Source organism: Bartonella sp. SD1336NMGDW (assembly GCF_042193565.1).
In the GTDB taxonomy this organism is placed as follows: Bacteria; Pseudomonadota; Alphaproteobacteria; order Rhizobiales; family Rhizobiaceae; genus Bartonella; species Bartonella grahamii.
The window spans coordinates 1-18199 of record NZ_JBHILW010000016.1; the positions used below are offsets into that span (position 1 = coordinate 1).

Below are 18199 nucleotides of genomic sequence, written 5' to 3' on the forward strand. Positions count from 1 at the left end.
GGAGTGCATCCTCTACAGTTTGGATACTGCTTTATGAGGGTTGGGCAGTATCCGTTGAGGGGAAGGATGCACTCTTTATGAGGGCGGAGTGCATCCTCTACAGTTTGGATACTGCTTTATGAGGGTTGGGCAGTATCCGTTGAGGGGAAGGATGCACTCTTTATGAGGGCGGAGTGCATCCTCTACAGTTTGGATACTGCTTTATGAGGGTTGGGCAGTATCCGTTGAGGGGAAGGATGCACTCTTTATGAGGGCGGAGTGCATCCTCTACAGTTTGGATACTGCTTTATGAGGGTTGGGCAGTATCCGTTGAGGGGAAGGATGCACTCTTTATGAGGGCGGAGTGCATCCTCTACAGTTTGGATACTGCTTTATGAGGGTTGGGCAGTATCCGTTGAGGGGAAGGATGCACTCTTTATGAGGGCGGAGTGCATCCTCTACAGTTTGGATACTGCTTTATGAGGGTTGGGCAGTATCCGTTTGAGGGGAAGGATGCACTCTTTTTAAGGCGCGGAGTGCATCCTTTCCATGGATTGAATGCACTCTTTGGAGGCTAGAGTGCATCCATAGGGAAAGGCATATTCTATAAGAAACAGAGATAACCAAAAGATTTTTTTTTATATTTTATATTGGTAGGTTGCTGTATTTGCTAGGGTAGGGCTATTCATTTTTTATTCTCAATATTTAAGATGATTATGTGATCAGGGTTGTTCGTCAATACAATCGTAAAAGACGTTGAGTATTTTTATAAAAATTAAGATATTTTTGTGCCTTTTTCTTGTTTTTTTTATGTTTACACAAGATTTACACTGCTTTTCAACAGTTTGTTTTTTTGCTTCGCTAATGGCGGTGGCTAAACACTTCAATTATTTTCACTGCCTCAACACCGCATTAAAATAACAATGCTTTATAATATGACAAAATGAGCTGTATAACGTTTGATTCTTGAGGGATGCTAGAAAGAGGGGGATGTTAGGAGCGATGTTGTATATCTTTTTAGTTTATCTCTTAAAGCAGGAAGATGAACATATTTGAGAAGAATATGAAGTGCTATAGATGAAACTCCGTCTTTCCGGATCTATTTTTTATTTGGCCGGATCTATTTTTTATTTGGTTTGACAGTTAAAGAGCAATAGCTGAATGGAATCACGCTTGTCTCATGTTTTTATCCTCACGCTTTAGTTTTTTCTCGTGGGGATGCAAGTTTTTTAATGGGGTTTTAGGCGACTCACATCAAACCAAATGTTTCAAACAGAATATACTTGTGTTGCACATTTATGTCTTTGTTTAAAAAACTCATGTTGTCTTATCTCACAATAATGTTGGTGAATGGGATAATGGAGAAATCTCTTGTGAAGTGGATCAGCCCTTTTTAAAATCGCATAAGGCGAAAGCCAGCACTATCATACTATTTTAGCATCTCATGGGATGACAGCCTTTGGCTCTTGAGCGTGTTCATAAGAGGCATCTTGCTTTTTTATCTTCGAAGTGTGTTATTTCATATGTCTCTCATGTTGGTAACGTGCAAAAGATATGCTGTTGATTGATGCAATATGAAATAAATTTGAAATGAGACAATCCCTATGATACTCGGGTCGCTTAATTTTAATATGAATAACGCGCGATTATAATTATAAATCAAAATGGTGCCATGATACATCAACCGGTTGGTGGGCTACAGGATAAAGAAAGTCGTCAAACATAAGTCATTCTGTTATGTCGTAAAACACTGTCATTTGCGGTTTGGTGATATGAGAGCCAGCCGGCGCTTTGGATATATTGAAGTGTTTTTTAAAGGGCGTGGTGAATCTTTAGGGCAGAGCTTGCTCGTGTTGCATCTTGAGTTCAGCTGAAAATCCCTGAATAGAAAACAAAGAGTGAATGGAAAACCAAGAGTGAAGTCTATCCAAGCTGTTTGTAGATCAGATTGGGTTAAGAATCTTTGTTCTTTGAGGATCGAACGCAAGCCAACTTGATAAAAGAATGATCTAGTTTGCGGGGAGATTTTATGGAGGAATATAACAAAGCTCATAAGAGAGTGATTTAAGACAATACAGTTATAAAAAAGTACAGTCATAAAAAAAAGTCCTCCGTTGTAATCAGAGGACTAAAAGCAGGAGAATTTTAACATTGGCTTGTAGGACATGTTAAAAAAATGAATTTAAAAGACCGTATCCAATCCACAAATTCATACTTACAAAACTATTACACTAAAATTAGCAGAGAATTCAAAATATATCAATATAAAAAATACTTTTTACAAAAAAGAAAATTTTGTCATTTTGCATTAAAAATTAATGAATACTTTTTCAATTGAATATTTATTTTGAGACTCGACATTAATTAAACAATTAAATTGTATTTAAATAAACTGTATTTAAAGCTGTTATGATGCATGCAAGCATCTTAAACAAAACTTATTCTTCAATAAGCACGAATAAACTTAAAAGAACCTCATGATTACAGGACTGGTGTGGGAGCAGGGTTTTTGTTTTTAAGGGTGTGGAGTGTATCTTGAGTGGGTGTGGAGTGAAGTATTGTCCTTTTGGGTGTGAGGGGTGAAGTGGTGGAAGAGGTTGGGGAGAGCTGCTGGATGATTAAGCGGTGTGGGGGGCTTTAGAAGGCGCAGCAACATGGGAGGCAGATTTGAATGGCGAGGAGGGGATTATTCAGAATGTTTATGGTTTGCATATCCCCAATGAAATGCGAGCAAGTCTAAACAATCTCGTAAATGATCGGCAAGGGAATTTTGTTTGCGTTTTGAAGAATTTAATTCTTTGATTGCTTGTCCATAGCCGATAACGCGTTCAAGCAGTGAATAGCCAAGAATACCCAGTTGAACTTTGATTGTTCTTAAATGATTGGAGGCTTCTATTTGACGTTCAATGGGGTGTGTGTACCCTTGGCTACAGGAAACCTTTTCACGGGTGTAGTCAAGGCTCATGTGGAGATCGGCTTGACTTTGACGCCAGTAAAAATAAAAACGTTCTGCCGCTTTATATTGGGCTTTGCTGAGATGTCCTTTCGCATATAAAAGTGCAATGGGATGGCTTTGTGTATTGGCAATGGCATTGATGGTGCGCGGATTGCTGGAACTTTCTGGATGATTGGGTTTAAAATAAGGATTACGCGTTTCAACAGGGATTTCTTGCGTCTTTAAATGACCAATGTGCTTTCCTTGATTTTGATGATCAAGCGGGCAGGTTTGTGTATTTTTTTTCTCGTGATGGGTCATAGCATCTCCTTAAAAATTTTAACTTTGCTTCTCGTTTTTTAAAAAATGTTGCTTGCTCTAGGCAAAAGAGGGGGATGAGAGGAAGACATGTGTTGGAGTGTGCGTGTTGGGTATGCGCTCTTGGGGGTGATTTGGACTGTTGCGCTTGTGTGGGGGAGCCCCATGGATTTGGCTCTTGAAAAGAGGGGTGTTTTGTTGCATGGTGGATTTTCCTTGAATGGCTTGATGGGGAGTGGCATGATGTTGCGCGGCGCTTTATCTTTGAAAAGATTGGTATTTTTCTGCATTGCGGTTTTTGTCTTTGTGTCTGTTTATATGGAAATGAAGGCGTTGGGGATGACGTGGGGCGTATTTTTACGGGCTGTGGTATTTTATGGCACTCCCGGCATTTTCCTTATGTTTGGTTATGAAGTAATGCAGCGGCGTGGTGTAAAAAAGGGTTTGTTCTTCAAGATGGTGTTGTTGAGCTTCATTTTTGCTGCTGTCATTGATTTTATTTATGCGCAAGCCGAGCACTTTGGTTTGACTTGGGTGTGGTTCTCAAACAAGTGGGTGTTTAACATTCTTTTTGGCGTTGTCTTTGGTCTTATCCTTGGGCTTATTGGTTTAGGAGCAAAGCGTTTGGGGTTTAGGCTTTCATTCTTTGAAAAGGATTGATCTTTTTCTGCATTTTTGGCATGGTCTCTGATTTTTACTTAATAAAGGAGCGGGGCGTATGGTGGTTGCGCGGGACATGTTTTTGAAGGGGCTGGCGTTTTTCTGCGTTATTGGCTTGGTCCTTGGTTTTGCTTATGAGGATGCGGGGCGACCGGTTATGACGTGGGAGGTGTTTTGGCAGGGGGTGGAGATTTCTTGCATTGCTGGAGCGACCCTTTGTTTTATTGTTGTGGGAGCAGACCGTAAGACTGTATCGTGGGGCGTGTTTTTCAAGGCTGTGGTGTTTTGCGGCGTTGTTGGAGCTGTTGTTGGATTGGCGTATAACGGCGCCAATCATATGGGGGGTCATTGGTTTGTGATCTCGAACAATATGGTGTTTGTGGGCACTGTTGGACTTGTTCCTCTTTTTGCCCTGGAGGGGGTGCGGTGTGTGCGTGTACTGTTGGGGTGGTGCTTAAAAAAAATGAGCATTTTTCTTTCCCACGGGCGTGGTCTTTGATGTTCTTTCTGTGAGGGGTATTTGATGTCGAACGATGTGATGTTTTGGCAGTGGTTGGGGTTTTTCTGCTTTTTTTCTCTGGCCTTGATTTTTATTTATAAGGGAGCAAAGCGTCGCTCTGTTACAGAGTGGGTGTTTTGGAGATGGGTGGTGCTTTATGGCGTTGTTGCCACCTACCTTGGTTTTGTTTATGTGGGCGTGGGTCGTCGCGCTGTTGACGGGGAGCTGCTCTTGAAGGGGGCGGTGTTTTCTTGCATTTTTGCAACTGTCCTTGGTTTGGTGCATCTGGGCGTCAAGAGTATGCCTGTGGCGGGGCAAGTGTTCGTAAAGGCGGTCATGTTTTGTTGCCTTATGGGCTTTATCCTGTGGTTTGCTGCTGTGGGCGTCAGAGATATGGATAGCATAAGAGCGGTATTCTTAAAGGGATTGATCTTGACTGTATTGTTGAAAGTGCTCTTGGGGTTCTTTATACGCGAGCAAGGTGATACGGTGTTACAGAGGTTGTTGCGTGCTTTGAATTTTGTGCTGTTTTGCTGCATTTTGGCACTAATTCTTTGTTTTACCCGTCTGGGAGCAGAGAATCTAGGGTTGAGCTGGCTTTGGTTCTCGAAGGATTGGGTGTTTTTATTCATTTTTGGATTTACCCTTCCTTTTGTTTGTGAGGGAGCAAGGTGTGCGCGTGTTCTATGGGCTTGGTTCTTGAGGTAGCTGGTGTTTTTTTCTCCATGGGTGTGGTCTTTAATTTTACTGTGGGTTATTTTGGATATTGATGTCGAACGATTTGTTTTTTTTGCTGTTGTTGGTGTTTTCCTACCTTTTTATTGTTGTCGTTATTGGTACTTATAAGCTTTCCAATCGCTTCGATATTCCTTGGTGGCGGGCGGCGTTTTATTGTATTTGTGGTGTTTCCCTCTTTTTGAAGGAAGTGCTGTTTTACTGCATTTTAGGAGTCGTCCTTTTTTTGGCTCTTGAGGGAATGGAGAGTATGGATATACCGTGGGGACTATTGTCCTTGATAGGGATCGTGTTTGCTGTAGTGTTGGAGTGGTTCTTGATTTTGCATATGAGGGGGCGGCAAGATGGGGTGGTGACGCGTTGTTTGTGGCTATTGAAAGGGGTGGTGTTTTGCGCTGTTGTTGGAGCGACCTTTTTTTGTTTGCGTTTGGGAGCAGAGTATATGGGGTTGGGCTGGCTTTGGTTCTCGAAGGATTGGGTGTTTTTTATCATTTGTGGATTTATCCTTCCTGTTGTTTATGTGGGCGCAAGGCGTGCGCGTGTGAAGGCGGAGACGTTTTTTAAGAGAGTGGGGTTTATGGAGCATTAAAGATAACGTCGAGGGAATGATTGTTCAAAAGAACAGCGATAGCGGTAGGTTTGGGGATCAAACCAGAGCCCTATTTTTCCTTCAAAATCACCAGAACGTTGTTTGGCAATATTCATAATGACGCCGGGGCGTTTGGCTAAATCTGCTTTTTCTTGTGCTAGAGAGGCGGCAAAGATTTTATCTTCCAACGACCGATTGCGCCAAATGGTGATAATGTTAAAGGCATTGGCGCCAATTTCTGAGGCGCCTTTAATGTCTTCTGTGCTGGGGATATCTTTATCCAGACCGCCTTTGCGGGCATGGGCGACAAGGTGAATATGCACACTGTTTAAAACAGCCCAATCAACCATTTTATAAACGGCTTGTTCTTGTCTTGCATAATCATCAGAGGCAATGCCAAGCCGCATCAAACTATCGATGATAAATTGATCGCAGCCATAGCGCGCACGGCAATAGTCAAAGACTTCAAGCAAGGTATCTACGCTTGATTTGCCAACATGTTCATAAAGAATAAGCCCTTCGTCTAAAAAATGAAGAATCCGTTCAATCGTTTCTTTTGTAGGCTGTTCTAAGCCGCCCGTTTGTTTGGTTAAACGGCGGAGTGATTGTTCTCCTTTCATTTCTAGAGACGCTAAGCAAAGGCGACTCTTTTGTGCAATCCAATGGGGAATACAGTCTGATAACAATTGGCTTTTACCTGCACCACTCGCACCACTCCAGAGCGTTAATTCTGCTGGGCGGAAATGCAATTTGTCCTGCAGTTTAGGATAGGGAACCGTATAACCAAGATGTTTTTCAGGCTCTGGCCAAAAAAGCCCAATCACTTGATCTTTATAGTCTGAGGCGCGCCGTAAACCTTCTGGTGCAAAGCTTTGTGCTGAGGAAAAGGCGGCTTTTATGGTGGCGCTATCAATCCCTGCGGTTAAACAGTCATTGGCATCTTTGCGGGGTAAACGGACACGGTAGCAACGGTGACGTCCAAGCCTGCTGGCAATTTCACGGGCTGCTTCTTCTCCGGGCGGATCCATATCGGTGGCTAAAAAAATTGTTTCAAAAGATTCTAAATGATCAAATTCATTTTCAATCCAGTTGTGTTTGCCTCCACTTCCTCCTCCAAAGGGAACAGAAACCGCCGGATATCCATAGGCGGCTAAGGAAAGCGCATCAATTTCTCCTTCAGTGATAACAATGGTACGGTTTGTTGAAGAAAGCGTGGGGAATGGCGCCTGTTGGGACGCGTGCGTGGGTGCCTGCTGAGATGCTTGCTGAGGTGCGTGCGTGGAGGGGTGGTTGGTTGTGGCGGTGTTTTGGGGCGCTTGTGTGGAGGGGTAGTTAGTTGTGGCGGTGTGTTGGGATGCCTGCTGAGGTGTGTGCGTGGAGGCGGGGTTGGTTGAGGGTACCTGCTGGGGTGTGTTTTGGGGTGCTTGCGTGGAGGGGTAGTTGGTTGTGGCGGTGTTTTGGGGCGCCTGCTGAGGTGTGTGTTGGGATGTCTGCTGAGGTGTGTGTTGGGATGCCTGCTGAGGTGTGTGTGTGGAGGGGTGGTTGGTTGTGGCGGTGTTTTGGGATGCCTGCTGAGGTGCGTGCTGAGATGCCTGCTGAGGTGTGTGCGTGGAGGCGGGGTTGGTTGAGGGTACCTGCTGGGGTGTGTGTTGGGATGCCTGCTGAGGTGCGTGCTGAGATGCCTGCTGAGGTGTGTGTGTGGAGGGGTAGTTGGTTGTGGCGGTGTGTTGGGATGCCTGCTGAGGTGTGTGCGTGGAGGCGGGGTTGGTTGAGGGTACCTGCTGAGGTGTGTTTTGGGGCGCCTGCTGGGGTGTGTGTTGGGATGTGTTTTGGGGCGCCTGCTGAGGTGTGTGTTGGGATGTGTGTTGGGATGTCTGCTGAGGTGTGTGTGTGGAGGCGGGGTTGGTTGTGGCGATGTTTTGGGGTGCCTGCTGAGGTGCCTGCTGAGATGCTTGCTGAGGTGCGTGCGTGGAGGGGGGGGCTGTGGGGCAAAGGGCTTGCCAACCAAACAAAATCGGTTCACATTGGGAAGCTGTTGGTTTGCTTTTTGCTCCTGCTTGCGCGAGCCGTTCTTTGACTAAAGCAAGGGTGCCGTCGGGTTTATAAAAGGGGAAAATGATTTTGTCACCATTTTCTCCTATGCGATAGCGCTTTATAACCTCTAGAGGAATGTGGCGTTCTTTGTGGAGATAGTTTTTTACCAGATTTTGCGGGGTCTGCCCTTTAGGAACCGGTGGACGGCGATAGGAACGATGAGGGACCATAAAGGGTTTGGGGCGTGTCAAATTGAGAGTTGCGCGTGCTTCTTCTAATGCTTGAGAGAGGCTAATGCCTTTGACTTCACACCAAAGATCTAAAAGATCTCCTCCAGTGCCTTCTGCAAAGTCATACCAAAGTCCTGCTTTACTCCCACTCAAGCAAATTGATAAACTTTGACCCGCTTCACCACGTGTGTTGCCTACAATCCAATTGTTGCCTCGTTTGTGCCCTTGGGGAAGAAGCATTTCTGCTATTCTATCGGCTTGTGAGATAAGTTTTTGTTTGATTTCAAAAATTGTGCTCATGGTTATTCGTGATATGATTGTTGTTTTTCTTAAGATGTAGGAGATAAGGACTCTCTTTTGCTGTTCTCACCGTTCGATCTGATCGTGAAATCTGTGGTGCTATGGGGCTTGCCAGTCTACTTTGAGCGCTTCTTTGTCGCTCTTTTCTTGCCAATAGTCGCCAAACTTCTTGGCTTTGCTAATGGGGTTGGCTTTTACTCAAACCTTCTGAAATGGCTCTGTTGATGTCTGTTTGCCAAGAGCATGGGAAGTGGTGTCTTGGGGAAAGGAGGAAGGGGGGTGTAAGAAGAGCGGGGTGGATCTGCCTGAGGTTTTGTGCATGCTGGGGGTCCTGTTGGGTCATGTGTTGTGGCGCTTGTTGGGGTGTTTTGTTGCCAAAGAGTTTGCTTTTCGTTGAAGGTTTTTTGAAATGGCTCTGTTGATGTCTGTTTGCCAATGTTCAGAAAGCCGGTGCTCTTTGGAAAGGGCGGTAATTGGAAGAAGGGTGTTGCTCGAGAAAGAGGAGGTGGATACAGAGAGGCTGGCGAGCCTTGTTTGAAGGGTATGATCTTTGCTGAAAGTTTCTGAAACTGCCGCGTTGATAACTATTTGCCAAGTGCATGGAAGACGGTGCTCTTGGGCAATTGTGAGGCAGTGGGGTTTTTGTTGGAAGAAGGCGGGATGGATACACAGAGGCTGGAGAGCTTTTGTGTTCCTTTGCGTGCAAGAGATGGGCTTGTGTAGGGCGAACACTTTTGTGGTGAGAGTAGTAGGGGTGATGTTGGCTCGTTTTGCTGTATGAAGAGCTTATTTCATTGTTGTTTTTGTTATTATTTTTATGGTTTTGAAACATTTTTTGTCTCCGCGCGTGCTTGAAAAATAGGTTGTTCGTGTGATGTCAAAAATTGTCGCTATAGTTGATCAAACTGCGGTAAAGCATGTCGTTGTTCTCAGAGATGAAAGATGAGGAGCTCCCCTGTTTTTGCTGTTCTAGCCGTTCGATTTCACGGCGAAACCAGTTGCGCCATGTGGCTTGCCAGTCTACTTTGAGAGCTTCTTTGCCGCTTTTGGCTTGCCAATAGTCGCGAAACTTCTTTTCTTGCCAATGAGCTTGGCTTTCACTTAAACCTTCTGAAACTGCTGCCTTGATGTCTGCTTGCCAATGCTCAGGAAGGCGATGCCCTTTGGCAACTGAGGCAGTGGGTTTTTTGTTGGAAGAAGGCGGAATGGATACAGAGAGGCTGGGTGGGAGTGTGGTGGCGGATTTTGTTTTTTCCTCCGTGACAATTTGTGCAATAGGGGCAGGGGCAAAATCGGTTTGGGGAGCGTTTAAAGAGGGGGCGTTTTTTTGCTCCGCTTCTTCTTGTGGAGGGGAAGAGAGAGCAGAATCAAGAGCCGATGAGGGTGATGGGTGATCGCTTTGTTCAAAGTTCTCTTCGCAGGAAAAACAAGGTTCTGTCTCATCAAACAAAATTTTCTTTTCTAAAACACCGTAAGGTGTTTCCTTTTCTTCTGTCTTTTGAGCTTCTGAGCTTTGTGCAGCATCTTTTGTACTCTCGTTAAGCAGTTGTTGAATCTCAGCATTGATTTTCTTGCGTTTTTTTGCCGAAGAACGACCCGCAAAGGATTTTTGTTCAAGCAATTTTTCACGCTCTTGAAAAACATTTTCGCAACGCTTGTTCCATAATCCATTGGCTAAATTTAAAATCTTACCCTCTTGGATGAGCATTTCTAAAACATTAACAAAAGTTCGCTTGTCACAACCACAAAGACGCGCTAAACGTTCTTTCGATATTTCTAGAGGACGGCCGCGTGCATACATTTCATTGAGAAGAATCGTATAGATTCCAATTTCGTGTGCGCGCATCCCACGTACGCCTCCTAGAAAGTCATTTTGATACCAACAAACATATGGAAGCCTAGACGATTCATAATGAGGAGTTTCTTGTTGATTAGCGTGTTTCATACTGCAATCTACTTTCTTCTTTTTTATACATTTTTATTGATGATAAAAGCGCAAATAAGGATTTAACTTGTGTTGTGTTGGGCTCTGTTCGATGATGACGAGAGGCTTCTTTACGACGCTTATAAATGATTGGGTGTGCTTGAAACGCATGCAAACTTACGATTTAAGATTGCGGTGATGGAAAAAATAAAGAGTACCACACATTTTCAATGTATCTGCTTTGGGCAGCAACTTTGGGAGGTGGTTTTGTATATCCTATAGGGTGGTTAAAGTGTTTTTATGATCCAAAAATAAAAAAATTTTCTCCCTAAAAAGTAAAATTTGTTTCCTTAATTTTATCCTTTTTAGAGGATAATGCAAGCTCGTTTTATAAAAAGGACGTGTTTTTTTTAAAAGACGCGCTATATGGTGGAATTATGAATATCGATGGTTGGCGTCAAAGATTAAGGATCGCTTTTGAAAAAAGTGGGCGGTCAAAAAGATCTATCTCCCTCTCTGCCGGTAAAGGTGCGGGGTACCTTCATTCTATTCTTTCTGAAGGAAAAGAACCAACAATCGAATCTCTTTCGCGAATTTGTCACGAAATTAATATCAGTATGAATTATATTCTTTACGGTAAAGGGGCTAGCCCTGAAGATAAAGAATTTATAGAGCTTATTTCAAAACTCTCTCCGCAAGAGAGGCAGGCGATTTTGACTCTTTTGCGGCGACCCGTTGACGAAGCTTCAAAATAACTTCCTTCTGTGCTTTTGAATCAAGACGACTCCAGTATTTTATTAATATCATATCACTCATTTTATCTCTCCTGTGTGTTTATAATTGCAATCGAGTAAGAACAAATAGAGAACAACAAAGGGACATGAGAGGAACAAAGAATAATAGATTTTTATTGACATATGTCATTTGAACCCCGCAGAGATTTAAAATATATCTTTTATGAAGGATAAAATGGTTGACATCTCTCCTATAGAGGATATAAGACTAACGCTATATTTAGTCTTGTCAAGACAAGGCTATGCTTTATCAACTATCTAAAGGGGGAAATCATGAAAAATATTCCGTTCGTTAAAGAGGATGAAATCATTATCGTTTTATGCGAAGAGGAAAATCCTTGTACTTATGAAGGACCAATCGACGAAATTGAAGAGGTGCTCGAACTGATTGAAGAATGTGAAACTGTTTATAGAGTTTTACGACTTGATCTGACAGCTTCTCATGTTGAAGATGTTACGGAACAAATCGCTGATTTTTATACCGAAAATCATGAAATGAATGAAGAAAATACACCATTGCAGCCCTTCGTTTTGAATAGTGAAGCTTATCATGCTTGTTTAAATGAAAGAGCAGCTTGCGATTATGAAGATAATCTCTATGGCTCTTATGAAAAACAGCATCGGTTACGTCCATGTGATGTCTTGGCAGATTATTGGTGGTAAACATGCCAAGTTATCTCATGACTTCTTATCAAGGCATTCCACTTTATTATGCTGGAAATACGCGAAATTTAATCAGACTTGAACCACAAAAACACAAAGCTATACTTTTTATATCACAAGAGGTGGCTCAGTTTGTGGCAAAAAAATTGGGGGAAGAATATTGTCGTCATGATTTTTCCGTCGTGCAATAGCAGGGTTGAAGAAGGGAGCCGCAATGATGGGCCCAAATGCTTTTTTATTGCGGTGACCATGATGCGCGTTATGTTTTCCTTCTTGGGGGGGGGGGAGCGTTTTGCGGGAAATTTTTTAGCCGATATGAGAGAGGGGGGTATGAAGAAAAGAGCCTATATGTGAGAAATTGTGGGCGTTTTGCGAGGGGAAAAGCTGTTGGCTGAGTTTCACATTGGGGGGATTGAGGAAATGGAGGGAGAGGTAACTATCAGTGGCTTGGAGTGAATAGAAAGCATGTTGTAGAACGAACATGAGGCTTAGGAGGAAGAGAAGAAGCAGTACAGCATTGAGCAGAGGCAAAGTTTTATAAAAAGGAAAGAGCAGAGGAGGAAAAGCAAGAGGGGATTTGGAGTGAATAGAAAGCATGTTGGGAAATGGAGGAAGATGTTTGAAGGGGGAATTAAGACCGTTAAAGTTTGTTTAGACGTATTGGGACACGTGTGTTCTGGGAGCTTTTGTGTTGCGTGTTAAGGGGGGCATTATTTTACTCATGAAAGGGCAAGTGCTTTTTTATTGCGGTGACCATGATGCGCGTTATGTTTTCCTTCTTGGGGGGGAGCGTTTTGCGGGAAATTTTTTAGCCGATATGAGAAGCCGATATGAGAGAGAGGGGGGTATGAAGAAAAGAGCTTATATGTGAGAAATTGTGGGCGCTTTGCGAAGGGAAAAGCTGTTGGCTGAGTTTCATTGGGGAATTGAGAAATCTGCGGGGGGGATGTTGGGGGGCAGTTTTTGTGTTTTCGGGGGTACAATACTTGAAGGATGCATTGAAGGATGCTGTCGCTTTTAGTCTGTGTGAGGGACACTGCTTAAACAGGGATACAGCTTAAAAAATGTGAATGTTTCAAAGAGAATATATTGCAAAAAAAACTTTAAAGGTGAAGGGGAGAAATACTATGCCAATCATTATCGATTGTGTTCAGGGAACAGAAGAATGGATGAAAGTGCGTAATGGTTTGATTACGGCTTCTTTGTTTGAGATGGTTATGGCACAAAAAAAACAGGGGCAAAAAACTTCACGATATCATAGTGTGATGATGAAATTGGCGGGAGAAAGAATTACAGGAAAAACCGTTGAGGAAGGAACAACAGTTTCTCAGCGACGCGGGACAGAATTAGAACCAATCGCACGACAGCTCTATGCAAAACTTACGCATACAGAACCTGAATGTATTGGCTTTGTTTTGGCAGATGATCGCGGACAAGGATTTTCTCCCGATGCTTTTGTGGGAGAAAATGGCTTATTAGAAATTAAAACAAAAAAACCTGAAATTTTGATCCCTCATTTCATGCAAAAGACTTTTCCAGCAGAACATAAAGCACAATGTCAAGGAGGGTTATGGATTTCTCAACGCGAATGGGTGGATTTAATGCTCTATTGGCCTGATATGCCACCTTTGATTAAACGTGCTTATCGTGATGAAGCGTATATTTACAAGCTGGAAAATGAAATTAGCCGTTTTAATGAGGCTTTGGAGAAGATGGTACAGCAAATTAAGTGTGTTGGGACAGGTTTTAGTATAAGGACAGAAATTGCTCTGAAGGAAAGGAAAAACAGAGAGCGGGGAGCGAATGCAAAGCGTCTGTTGGTGGGAAACACAAGAATGAGGCGGGCAAGAAAGGGATCTGTACAGCGTTGAGGAGGGGTAAAGTTTTATAAAAAGGAAAGAGCAGAGGGGGAAAAGCAAAGTGGGGTGTTTGAGGAAAGCGCAAGGAGGGAGCTTGGAATGAATATGAAAGCATGTTGGAAAATGGAGGAAGATGTTTGAAGGGGGAATTAAGACCGTTAAAGCTTATTTAGGCGTATTGAGCACGTTGTTGTTCTGGGAGCTTTTATGTTGAGTGTTAGGGAGGCACCAATAAATAAGGCAAGAGCTTTTCTTACTGAGAGAGTGCTGCGTATGATATTTTCGTTGATGGAGGATTCAATGGAGGTGATTGGTGTTTGCAGAAAAAGAGGAGAGGGGTAAGAGAAGAATAAACAAAAGAAGAATAAAATGGTGCTGCGAGAGAGGATTGAACTCTCGACCTCTCCCTTACCAAGGGAGTGCTCTACCACTGAGCTACCGCAGCCCCTTTTCAATCTTTGCGCTGTCTTGTGCCATATTGTCAGAAAATAGGCAAGAGAACATTTGTATATTCTTGCAAGAAAACGTATCTTATGTCATGACATATGTTTCTTATACGCTTGAATATTTAAGGTTATGAGTTGCTTGGATAGAAGCTCAACACTGTTTAAAAGGTTGCGCAATGACACAAATGCATCAAAAACAAAAACAAAATGAAATGAATCATCAAGATGAAAAAGCAAAACGACGTCAAGAAAGATTGGCGCAACAATTGCGTCAAAACCTGAAACGTCGAAAAGAGCAAAGCCGACAAAGAGCGCAAACAGAGCTCTAAAATGCAAAAAAATGTTTTTTAGTGAAGCTTTGCAACCAAACTTCTCAATAATTTGTTCTCATATTTAGAATGCGTTCTAAAACGATTAATAAAGCATAACTTCTCGAAGGGGGAAAAACCTTTGGAAGGGCAGGCACAAAGGAAAAGAGGGAAAACACGATGGATTCTATTCAAATTATTGGGGGAAAAAAACTTAAAGGAACAATTCCTATCTCAGGGGCAAAAAATGCTGCATTGCCTCTTATGATTGCGGCGCTTTTGACAGAAGAAACGCTCACTTTAGAAAATATTCCTCATCTGGCTGATGTCGAACTGCTTATTCGTATCCTCAATAATCATGGTGTTGGATATGCCGTTGATGGACAAGAGTTTAACGATGAGTGTGTGAATTCAAGAACAATTCATTTTACTGCGCAAAAAATAGCGACAACACGGGCGCCCTACGAACTGGTGAAAAAAATGCGCGCAAGCTTTTGGGTTATCGGACCTCTCCTTGCACGATGCTTAGAGGCTTATGTTTCGCTTCCTGGAGGATGCGCTATCGGAACCAGACCTGTCGATTTTATCCTTGAGGGGCTCAAAACTTTAGGCGCACAGATTACGATCGAAAATGGATATGTTCATGCAAAAGCACCAAGGGGGTTAAAAGGTGCTCACTATCGTTTCCCTAAAGTTACTGTTGGTGGAACCCATGTAATGCTTATGGCGGCGACAATGGCAAAGGGAACAACCTTTCTTGAGAATGCAGCTTGTGAACCAGAAGTGGCAAATCTTATTCGAACTTTGAATGCTATGGGGGCTCAAATAACTGGTGAGGGAACAACAACGCTTACAATTGAAGGGGTTAAAAAACTTAAAGGAACAAAAATACGCGTTATTGCTGATCGAATCGAAGCGGGGACATATGCAATGGCTGTTGCTATGACAGGAGGCGATGTCTTTCTTAAAAATGCAAATCCTAATCACCTCACAAAAGTGCTTAAGGTGCTCCAAAAAACAGGGCTCGAGATTCAAATAGAACCTCAAGGAATTCATGTTAAGCGAAATCCAAAGAACACCAAAATTATGCCTGTTGATATTAAAACAGGACCTTATCCTGCTTTTCCAACCGATCTCCAAGCGCAATTCATGGCGCTCATGACACGGGCTGAAGGCATTGCGCATATTACAGAGACGATTTTCGAAAATCGTTTTATGCATGTTCAAGAACTCAATCGTTTAGGGGCCTCGATAAAGCTTGATGGGCAAACGGCAACCGTTTATGGAACAGAGAATTTGCAAGGGGCTCCCGTTATGGCGACGGATTTGCGCGCTTCTGTTTCTCTTGTGATTGCAGCATTGGCAGCAAAGGGGGAAACAATCGTCAATCGTGTCTATCATCTTGATCGTGGATTTGAGAGATTAGAGGAAAAATTAGTTCGTTGTGGTGCAAAAATCCAACGCATCACAGTGTAATTCTCTTCAAAGGTATTCGGTCTCCCTTTAAGGGGCTTGATCTCAGACAACAAGGTTTGTTAATCCTCTCAATAAACGCGGGGCTCTCATGGTTTTGGAGTTTTTACGAGTTGGCATAAGCGTTTGAGAGGCGGGTGGGGCTTCATAAAACAAACAAATAGAGACTTGTATCATTGTTCTCAGTGTCGTTTACGGCGCTTATGACACGGGGTTGAGGGAACCACGCATATTACAGAGACGGTTTTCGAAAATCGTTTCATGCATGTTCAAGAACTCAATCGCTTGAGAGTGCAGATAAAGTGCCATGGGCGAGAGGGCAACTATCTCATGGAACAGAGAATTTGGAACAGAGAATTTGGAAGGGGCTCCCGTTATGGCGACGGTTTTGTATTTGCGCGCTTGTTGTTTCTTTTGTATTTGTGTTCGTTGTATTATCATTGTCAAAGCAAAGTATTAAAGAATATATATTCAAAATGATAGTAAATATTCACAGTATTTATTGTTTTTTAATATAAAAATATGGTAATAAAATAATTTATGTACTTTTATAGTATTTATAATTATTCAAGGAAAATAAAATGAAGAAGACTTTTAAATTATTGAGTGCTTTATTGATTATGATTGGATGTTATCAAGCTCAATTGCCTCAAACGATTGCAGGTACATGGAAAAAGTCTGGTGCAAATCAACTTGAAAAAAAAGTTCTTTATGATGACCCTGAAGATTTTCAGAATGACCCAGCTTATATAGAATGGTGTATAGTACATGACAAGAATCCGGAGTGTAATCCTTTAAAATCTCGCAATCCATGGAAGTTTAGTAGAACTCTTGGGCACGGGTATTGATGAAAAGGGCGATGTAATTTCTTTAATTGATGAAAAAATGAATATGGAAAACCTATAAAAGACGACCATAACAAAAAAGTCGCTTCATTCTTTAAAAGCTGAGGATGGCATTGTTAATGGGGTGCCGATAAAGTGCCCATGGACTAGAAGGAAATGCATCTCATAAAACAGAGTAGGGGTGCTCGTCATGACGCCTGATTTGTACGCTTTTTCTTGTCTTTGTTTTTCTTCCGCTTTAAAGGATGCATATTCCTGACTTAAGGGCTGTTTTGTAAAAAGTTCGGATTCTGTTGGCGCGGTTTGACCTACTCCTGACCGCTCCATGTGGTTCACTTTAAAAAGGCTCTACGGGATAAGTCATGCCCATTTATTACACACTCTAAAAAAACACTTAAATATGTGAAGTTTTACATGCCTTATATCACGGCTCTAAACAATAATGTTTTACGGAAAAATATGATAAACCGCGCTTTTTTTCAGTGAACACTAATGCGTATTGTTATTGGTTTTTTTTCTGTTAAGAAGCATATACAGTGTCGTAAAAGAGTTAAGTAAGAAATTTAAATAGCGCGTGAAGCATCAAAGAAACTTTGGAAAAATTTTTGAAAAAATTAGTTTAGGGGCGCTTTTTATAAAAGCCCGTCTTAGAGAGGCAGATAAGTCTTTCATCTGAAGAGGCTTGTTTTATGTTTCAAAACTTGATAAAAATTCAAAAAATATAAAAATTTCGAAAAAATAGGAAGAGAAGCTTTTTCTGATATGTCGGGGGGAAAATGGTTAATAAATTAGACAAAAAACAGATTATATTTTTAGTATTGCCATTCATATTTTCAATCATTGTAGCTTTTTTGGTCAATATAACGATCAATAACATTACAGAAAATGGAACGACGCCTGATGCTTATTGGTTTGTAAGATCAAAGCCACTGGATATTTTAATCCTTATTGCACTTTCATGTTCTTCATTCATCTTATTACAAAAAAGGCATATCAGAAAAAATATCATTATTTCGTCCATGATCATCTTTGGTTTGTTTGCAGCTTATTATAGTGCAAATGAATATATCAGACTTAGTCCCTATGTAGGTCAAAATAATATGACATGGGCGGATGTTTTTCCTTTCTTTGATAGGATGGTTTTAGGGGGTGTTATTGTTGGCATTGTTATCCTTGGTTACACGATAAAACGATCATTACCTAAAGCTTCACCTTTGAAAAATTCAAAAAATACGATCTTTGGTGGTGTTCAATGGATGAGTATGAAAAAGATTGAAGAGATTTTTCCTCGTGATGGTGAAGTCGTCATAGGAGAGCGCTATAGAGTCGACAAAGATATTGTTAAAGATGTCAAATTTGATCCTAAAGACAAAACAACATGGGGAAAAGGTGGTAGACAGCCATTGTTGACATACAAACTTAATTTTGATTCAACTCATATGTTATTTTTTGCTGGTTCTGGTAGTTATAAAACAACCAGTAATGTTATTCCAACTTGTCTCAAATATTCCGGTCCACTGGTCGTTTTTGACCGTTCTATCAAACTTATGTAAATGTGATCATTTCTGATTAAATATACTGTTGATTTCCTGCTTCTTTGAGGCTGGT

At 42.0% G+C, this 18199-nt stretch carries 17 protein-coding genes, 1 tRNA gene and 1 pseudogene; 14 read left to right on the forward strand and 5 right to left on the reverse strand.

Annotated elements, in window-relative coordinates:
- Positions 1 to 2665 precede the first annotated feature (2665 nt).
- Positions 2666 to 3235 carry a hypothetical protein gene (locus tag ACFIKH_RS07625; protein WP_375671380.1) on the reverse strand — a complete coding sequence of 190 codons (570 nt, stop codon included), beginning with the start codon at positions 3233 to 3235 and terminating at the stop codon, positions 2666 to 2668.
- Between the two features lie 87 nt (positions 3236 to 3322).
- Between ACFIKH_RS07625 and ACFIKH_RS07630 the strand changes: the two genes are divergently transcribed.
- The 4 genes from ACFIKH_RS07630 to ACFIKH_RS07645 all read left to right on the forward strand — a co-directional run bounded on the left by ACFIKH_RS07630 (position 3323) and on the right by ACFIKH_RS07645 (position 5715).
- A complete protein-coding gene (locus ACFIKH_RS07630) occupies positions 3323 to 3892 on the forward strand; it encodes a hypothetical protein (protein ID WP_375671382.1) in 570 nt (189 codons plus the stop codon).
- Between the two features lie 58 nt (positions 3893 to 3950).
- Entirely contained in the window at positions 3951 to 4391 is a 441-nt protein-coding gene (locus ACFIKH_RS07635) for a hypothetical protein (RefSeq protein WP_375671384.1), read from the forward strand.
- Between the two features lie 24 nt (positions 4392 to 4415).
- Positions 4416 to 5099 carry a hypothetical protein gene (locus tag ACFIKH_RS07640; protein ID WP_375671385.1) on the forward strand — a complete coding sequence of 228 codons (684 nt, stop codon included), beginning with the start codon at positions 4416 to 4418 and terminating at the stop codon, positions 5097 to 5099.
- 61 nt (positions 5100 to 5160) lie between these two features.
- A complete protein-coding gene (locus ACFIKH_RS07645) occupies positions 5161 to 5715 on the forward strand; it encodes a hypothetical protein (protein WP_375671387.1) in 555 nt (184 codons plus the stop codon).
- On the opposite strand, the gene ACFIKH_RS07650 is transcribed toward ACFIKH_RS07645, so the two are convergent.
- A complete protein-coding gene (locus tag ACFIKH_RS07650) occupies positions 5712 to 8279 on the reverse strand; it encodes a toprim domain-containing protein (protein ID WP_375671389.1) in 2568 nt (855 codons plus the stop codon). The two genes, ACFIKH_RS07645 and ACFIKH_RS07650, sit on opposite strands and share 4 nt — an antisense overlap.
- A gap of 877 nt (positions 8280 to 9156) precedes the next feature.
- Positions 9157 to 10224, reverse strand: coding sequence for a YdaU family protein (locus tag ACFIKH_RS07655; RefSeq protein WP_375671391.1), 1068 nt, complete (start codon positions 10222 to 10224; stop codon positions 9157 to 9159).
- Positions 10225 to 10640: 416 nt separating this feature from the next.
- On the opposite strand from ACFIKH_RS07655, the gene ACFIKH_RS07660 reads away from it, so the two are divergent.
- The 5 genes from ACFIKH_RS07660 (at position 10641) to ACFIKH_RS07680 (ending at position 13531) form a co-directional block, all read left to right on the forward strand.
- The gene (locus tag ACFIKH_RS07660; protein ID WP_375671394.1) at positions 10641 to 10958 is read left to right on the forward strand and encodes an XRE family transcriptional regulator; all 318 of its coding nucleotides are present in this window, start codon (positions 10641 to 10643) and stop codon (positions 10956 to 10958) included.
- Positions 10959 to 11270: 312 nt separating this feature from the next.
- Entirely contained in the window at positions 11271 to 11660 is a 390-nt protein-coding gene (locus ACFIKH_RS07665; RefSeq protein ID WP_375671396.1) for a hypothetical protein, read from the forward strand.
- A gap of 2 nt (positions 11661 to 11662) precedes the next feature.
- Positions 11663 to 11851 (forward strand): hypothetical protein, encoded by a 189-nt coding sequence (locus tag ACFIKH_RS07670; RefSeq protein ID WP_375671398.1) that lies wholly within the window; start codon positions 11663 to 11665, stop codon positions 11849 to 11851.
- Positions 11852 to 12348: 497 nt separating this feature from the next.
- On the forward strand, positions 12349 to 12531 hold the full coding sequence (locus ACFIKH_RS07675; RefSeq protein ID WP_375671400.1) for a hypothetical protein: 183 nt from the start codon (positions 12349 to 12351) through the stop codon (positions 12529 to 12531).
- Between the two features lie 256 nt (positions 12532 to 12787).
- Complete coding sequence (locus ACFIKH_RS07680; protein ID WP_375626382.1) at positions 12788 to 13531, forward strand: lambda exonuclease family protein; 744 nt, start codon at positions 12788 to 12790, stop codon at positions 13529 to 13531.
- Between the two features lie 358 nt (positions 13532 to 13889).
- On the opposite strand, the gene ACFIKH_RS07685 is transcribed toward ACFIKH_RS07680, so the two are convergent.
- Positions 13890 to 13964, reverse strand: a tRNA-Thr gene (locus tag ACFIKH_RS07685).
- A 177-nt stretch (positions 13965 to 14141) separates the two neighbouring features.
- On the opposite strand from ACFIKH_RS07685, the gene ACFIKH_RS07690 reads away from it, so the two are divergent.
- The 4 genes and pseudogenes from ACFIKH_RS07690 (at position 14142) to ACFIKH_RS07705 (ending at position 16594) form a co-directional block, all read left to right on the forward strand.
- Complete coding sequence (locus ACFIKH_RS07690; protein ID WP_015856869.1) at positions 14142 to 14294, forward strand: hypothetical protein; 153 nt, start codon at positions 14142 to 14144, stop codon at positions 14292 to 14294.
- A 159-nt stretch (positions 14295 to 14453) separates the two neighbouring features.
- The gene (gene murA, locus ACFIKH_RS07695) at positions 14454 to 15749 is read left to right on the forward strand and encodes a UDP-N-acetylglucosamine 1-carboxyvinyltransferase (protein WP_375653664.1); all 1296 of its coding nucleotides are present in this window, start codon (positions 14454 to 14456) and stop codon (positions 15747 to 15749) included.
- A 188-nt stretch (positions 15750 to 15937) separates the two neighbouring features.
- Positions 15938 to 16137 (forward strand): annotated as a pseudogene (locus ACFIKH_RS07700) (UDP-N-acetylglucosamine 1-carboxyvinyltransferase); the annotation flags it as partial.
- Between the two features lie 190 nt (positions 16138 to 16327).
- Positions 16328 to 16594, forward strand: coding sequence for a hypothetical protein (locus ACFIKH_RS07705; protein WP_375625354.1), 267 nt, complete (start codon positions 16328 to 16330; stop codon positions 16592 to 16594).
- Between the two features lie 84 nt (positions 16595 to 16678).
- Here ACFIKH_RS07705 and ACFIKH_RS07710 read toward each other — a convergent pair whose 3' ends face one another.
- On the reverse strand, positions 16679 to 16918 hold the full coding sequence (locus ACFIKH_RS07710; protein ID WP_375649480.1) for a hypothetical protein: 240 nt from the start codon (positions 16916 to 16918) through the stop codon (positions 16679 to 16681).
- 449 nt (positions 16919 to 17367) lie between these two features.
- On the opposite strand from ACFIKH_RS07710, the gene ACFIKH_RS07715 reads away from it, so the two are divergent.
- Positions 17368 to 18144 (forward strand): type IV secretory system conjugative DNA transfer family protein, encoded by a 777-nt coding sequence (locus ACFIKH_RS07715; protein WP_375649482.1) that lies wholly within the window; start codon positions 17368 to 17370, stop codon positions 18142 to 18144.
- Positions 18145 to 18199: the final 55 nt, after the last annotated feature.

Bases quoted from the DNA above. Each gene is read 5' to 3' on its own strand.
- ACFIKH_RS07625 (WP_375671380.1), bottom strand. From the start codon at position 3,235: ATGACCCATCACGAGAAAAAAAATACACAAACCTGCCCGCTTGATCAT.
- ACFIKH_RS07630 (WP_375671382.1), top strand. From the start codon at position 3,323: ATGTGTTGGAGTGTGCGTGTTGGGTATGCGCTCTTGGGGGTGATTTGG.
- ACFIKH_RS07635 (WP_375671384.1), top strand. From the start codon at position 3,951: ATGGTGGTTGCGCGGGACATGTTTTTGAAGGGGCTGGCGTTTTTCTGC.
- ACFIKH_RS07640 (WP_375671385.1), top strand. From the start codon at position 4,416: ATGTCGAACGATGTGATGTTTTGGCAGTGGTTGGGGTTTTTCTGCTTT.
- ACFIKH_RS07645 (WP_375671387.1), top strand. From the start codon at position 5,161: ATGTCGAACGATTTGTTTTTTTTGCTGTTGTTGGTGTTTTCCTACCTT.
- ACFIKH_RS07650 (WP_375671389.1), bottom strand. From the start codon at position 8,279: ATGAGCACAATTTTTGAAATCAAACAAAAACTTATCTCACAAGCCGAT.
- ACFIKH_RS07655 (WP_375671391.1), bottom strand. From the start codon at position 10,224: ATGAAACACGCTAATCAACAAGAAACTCCTCATTATGAATCGTCTAGG.
- ACFIKH_RS07660 (WP_375671394.1), top strand. From the start codon at position 10,641: ATGAATATCGATGGTTGGCGTCAAAGATTAAGGATCGCTTTTGAAAAA.
- ACFIKH_RS07665 (WP_375671396.1), top strand. From the start codon at position 11,271: ATGAAAAATATTCCGTTCGTTAAAGAGGATGAAATCATTATCGTTTTA.
- ACFIKH_RS07670 (WP_375671398.1), top strand. From the start codon at position 11,663: ATGCCAAGTTATCTCATGACTTCTTATCAAGGCATTCCACTTTATTAT.
- ACFIKH_RS07680 (WP_375626382.1), top strand. From the start codon at position 12,788: ATGCCAATCATTATCGATTGTGTTCAGGGAACAGAAGAATGGATGAAA.
- ACFIKH_RS07690 (WP_015856869.1), top strand. From the start codon at position 14,142: ATGACACAAATGCATCAAAAACAAAAACAAAATGAAATGAATCATCAA.
- murA (WP_375653664.1), top strand. From the start codon at position 14,454: ATGGATTCTATTCAAATTATTGGGGGAAAAAAACTTAAAGGAACAATT.
- ACFIKH_RS07705 (WP_375625354.1), top strand. From the start codon at position 16,328: ATGAAGAAGACTTTTAAATTATTGAGTGCTTTATTGATTATGATTGGA.
- ACFIKH_RS07710 (WP_375649480.1), bottom strand. From the start codon at position 16,918: ATGGAGCGGTCAGGAGTAGGTCAAACCGCGCCAACAGAATCCGAACTT.
- ACFIKH_RS07715 (WP_375649482.1), top strand. From the start codon at position 17,368: ATGGTTAATAAATTAGACAAAAAACAGATTATATTTTTAGTATTGCCA.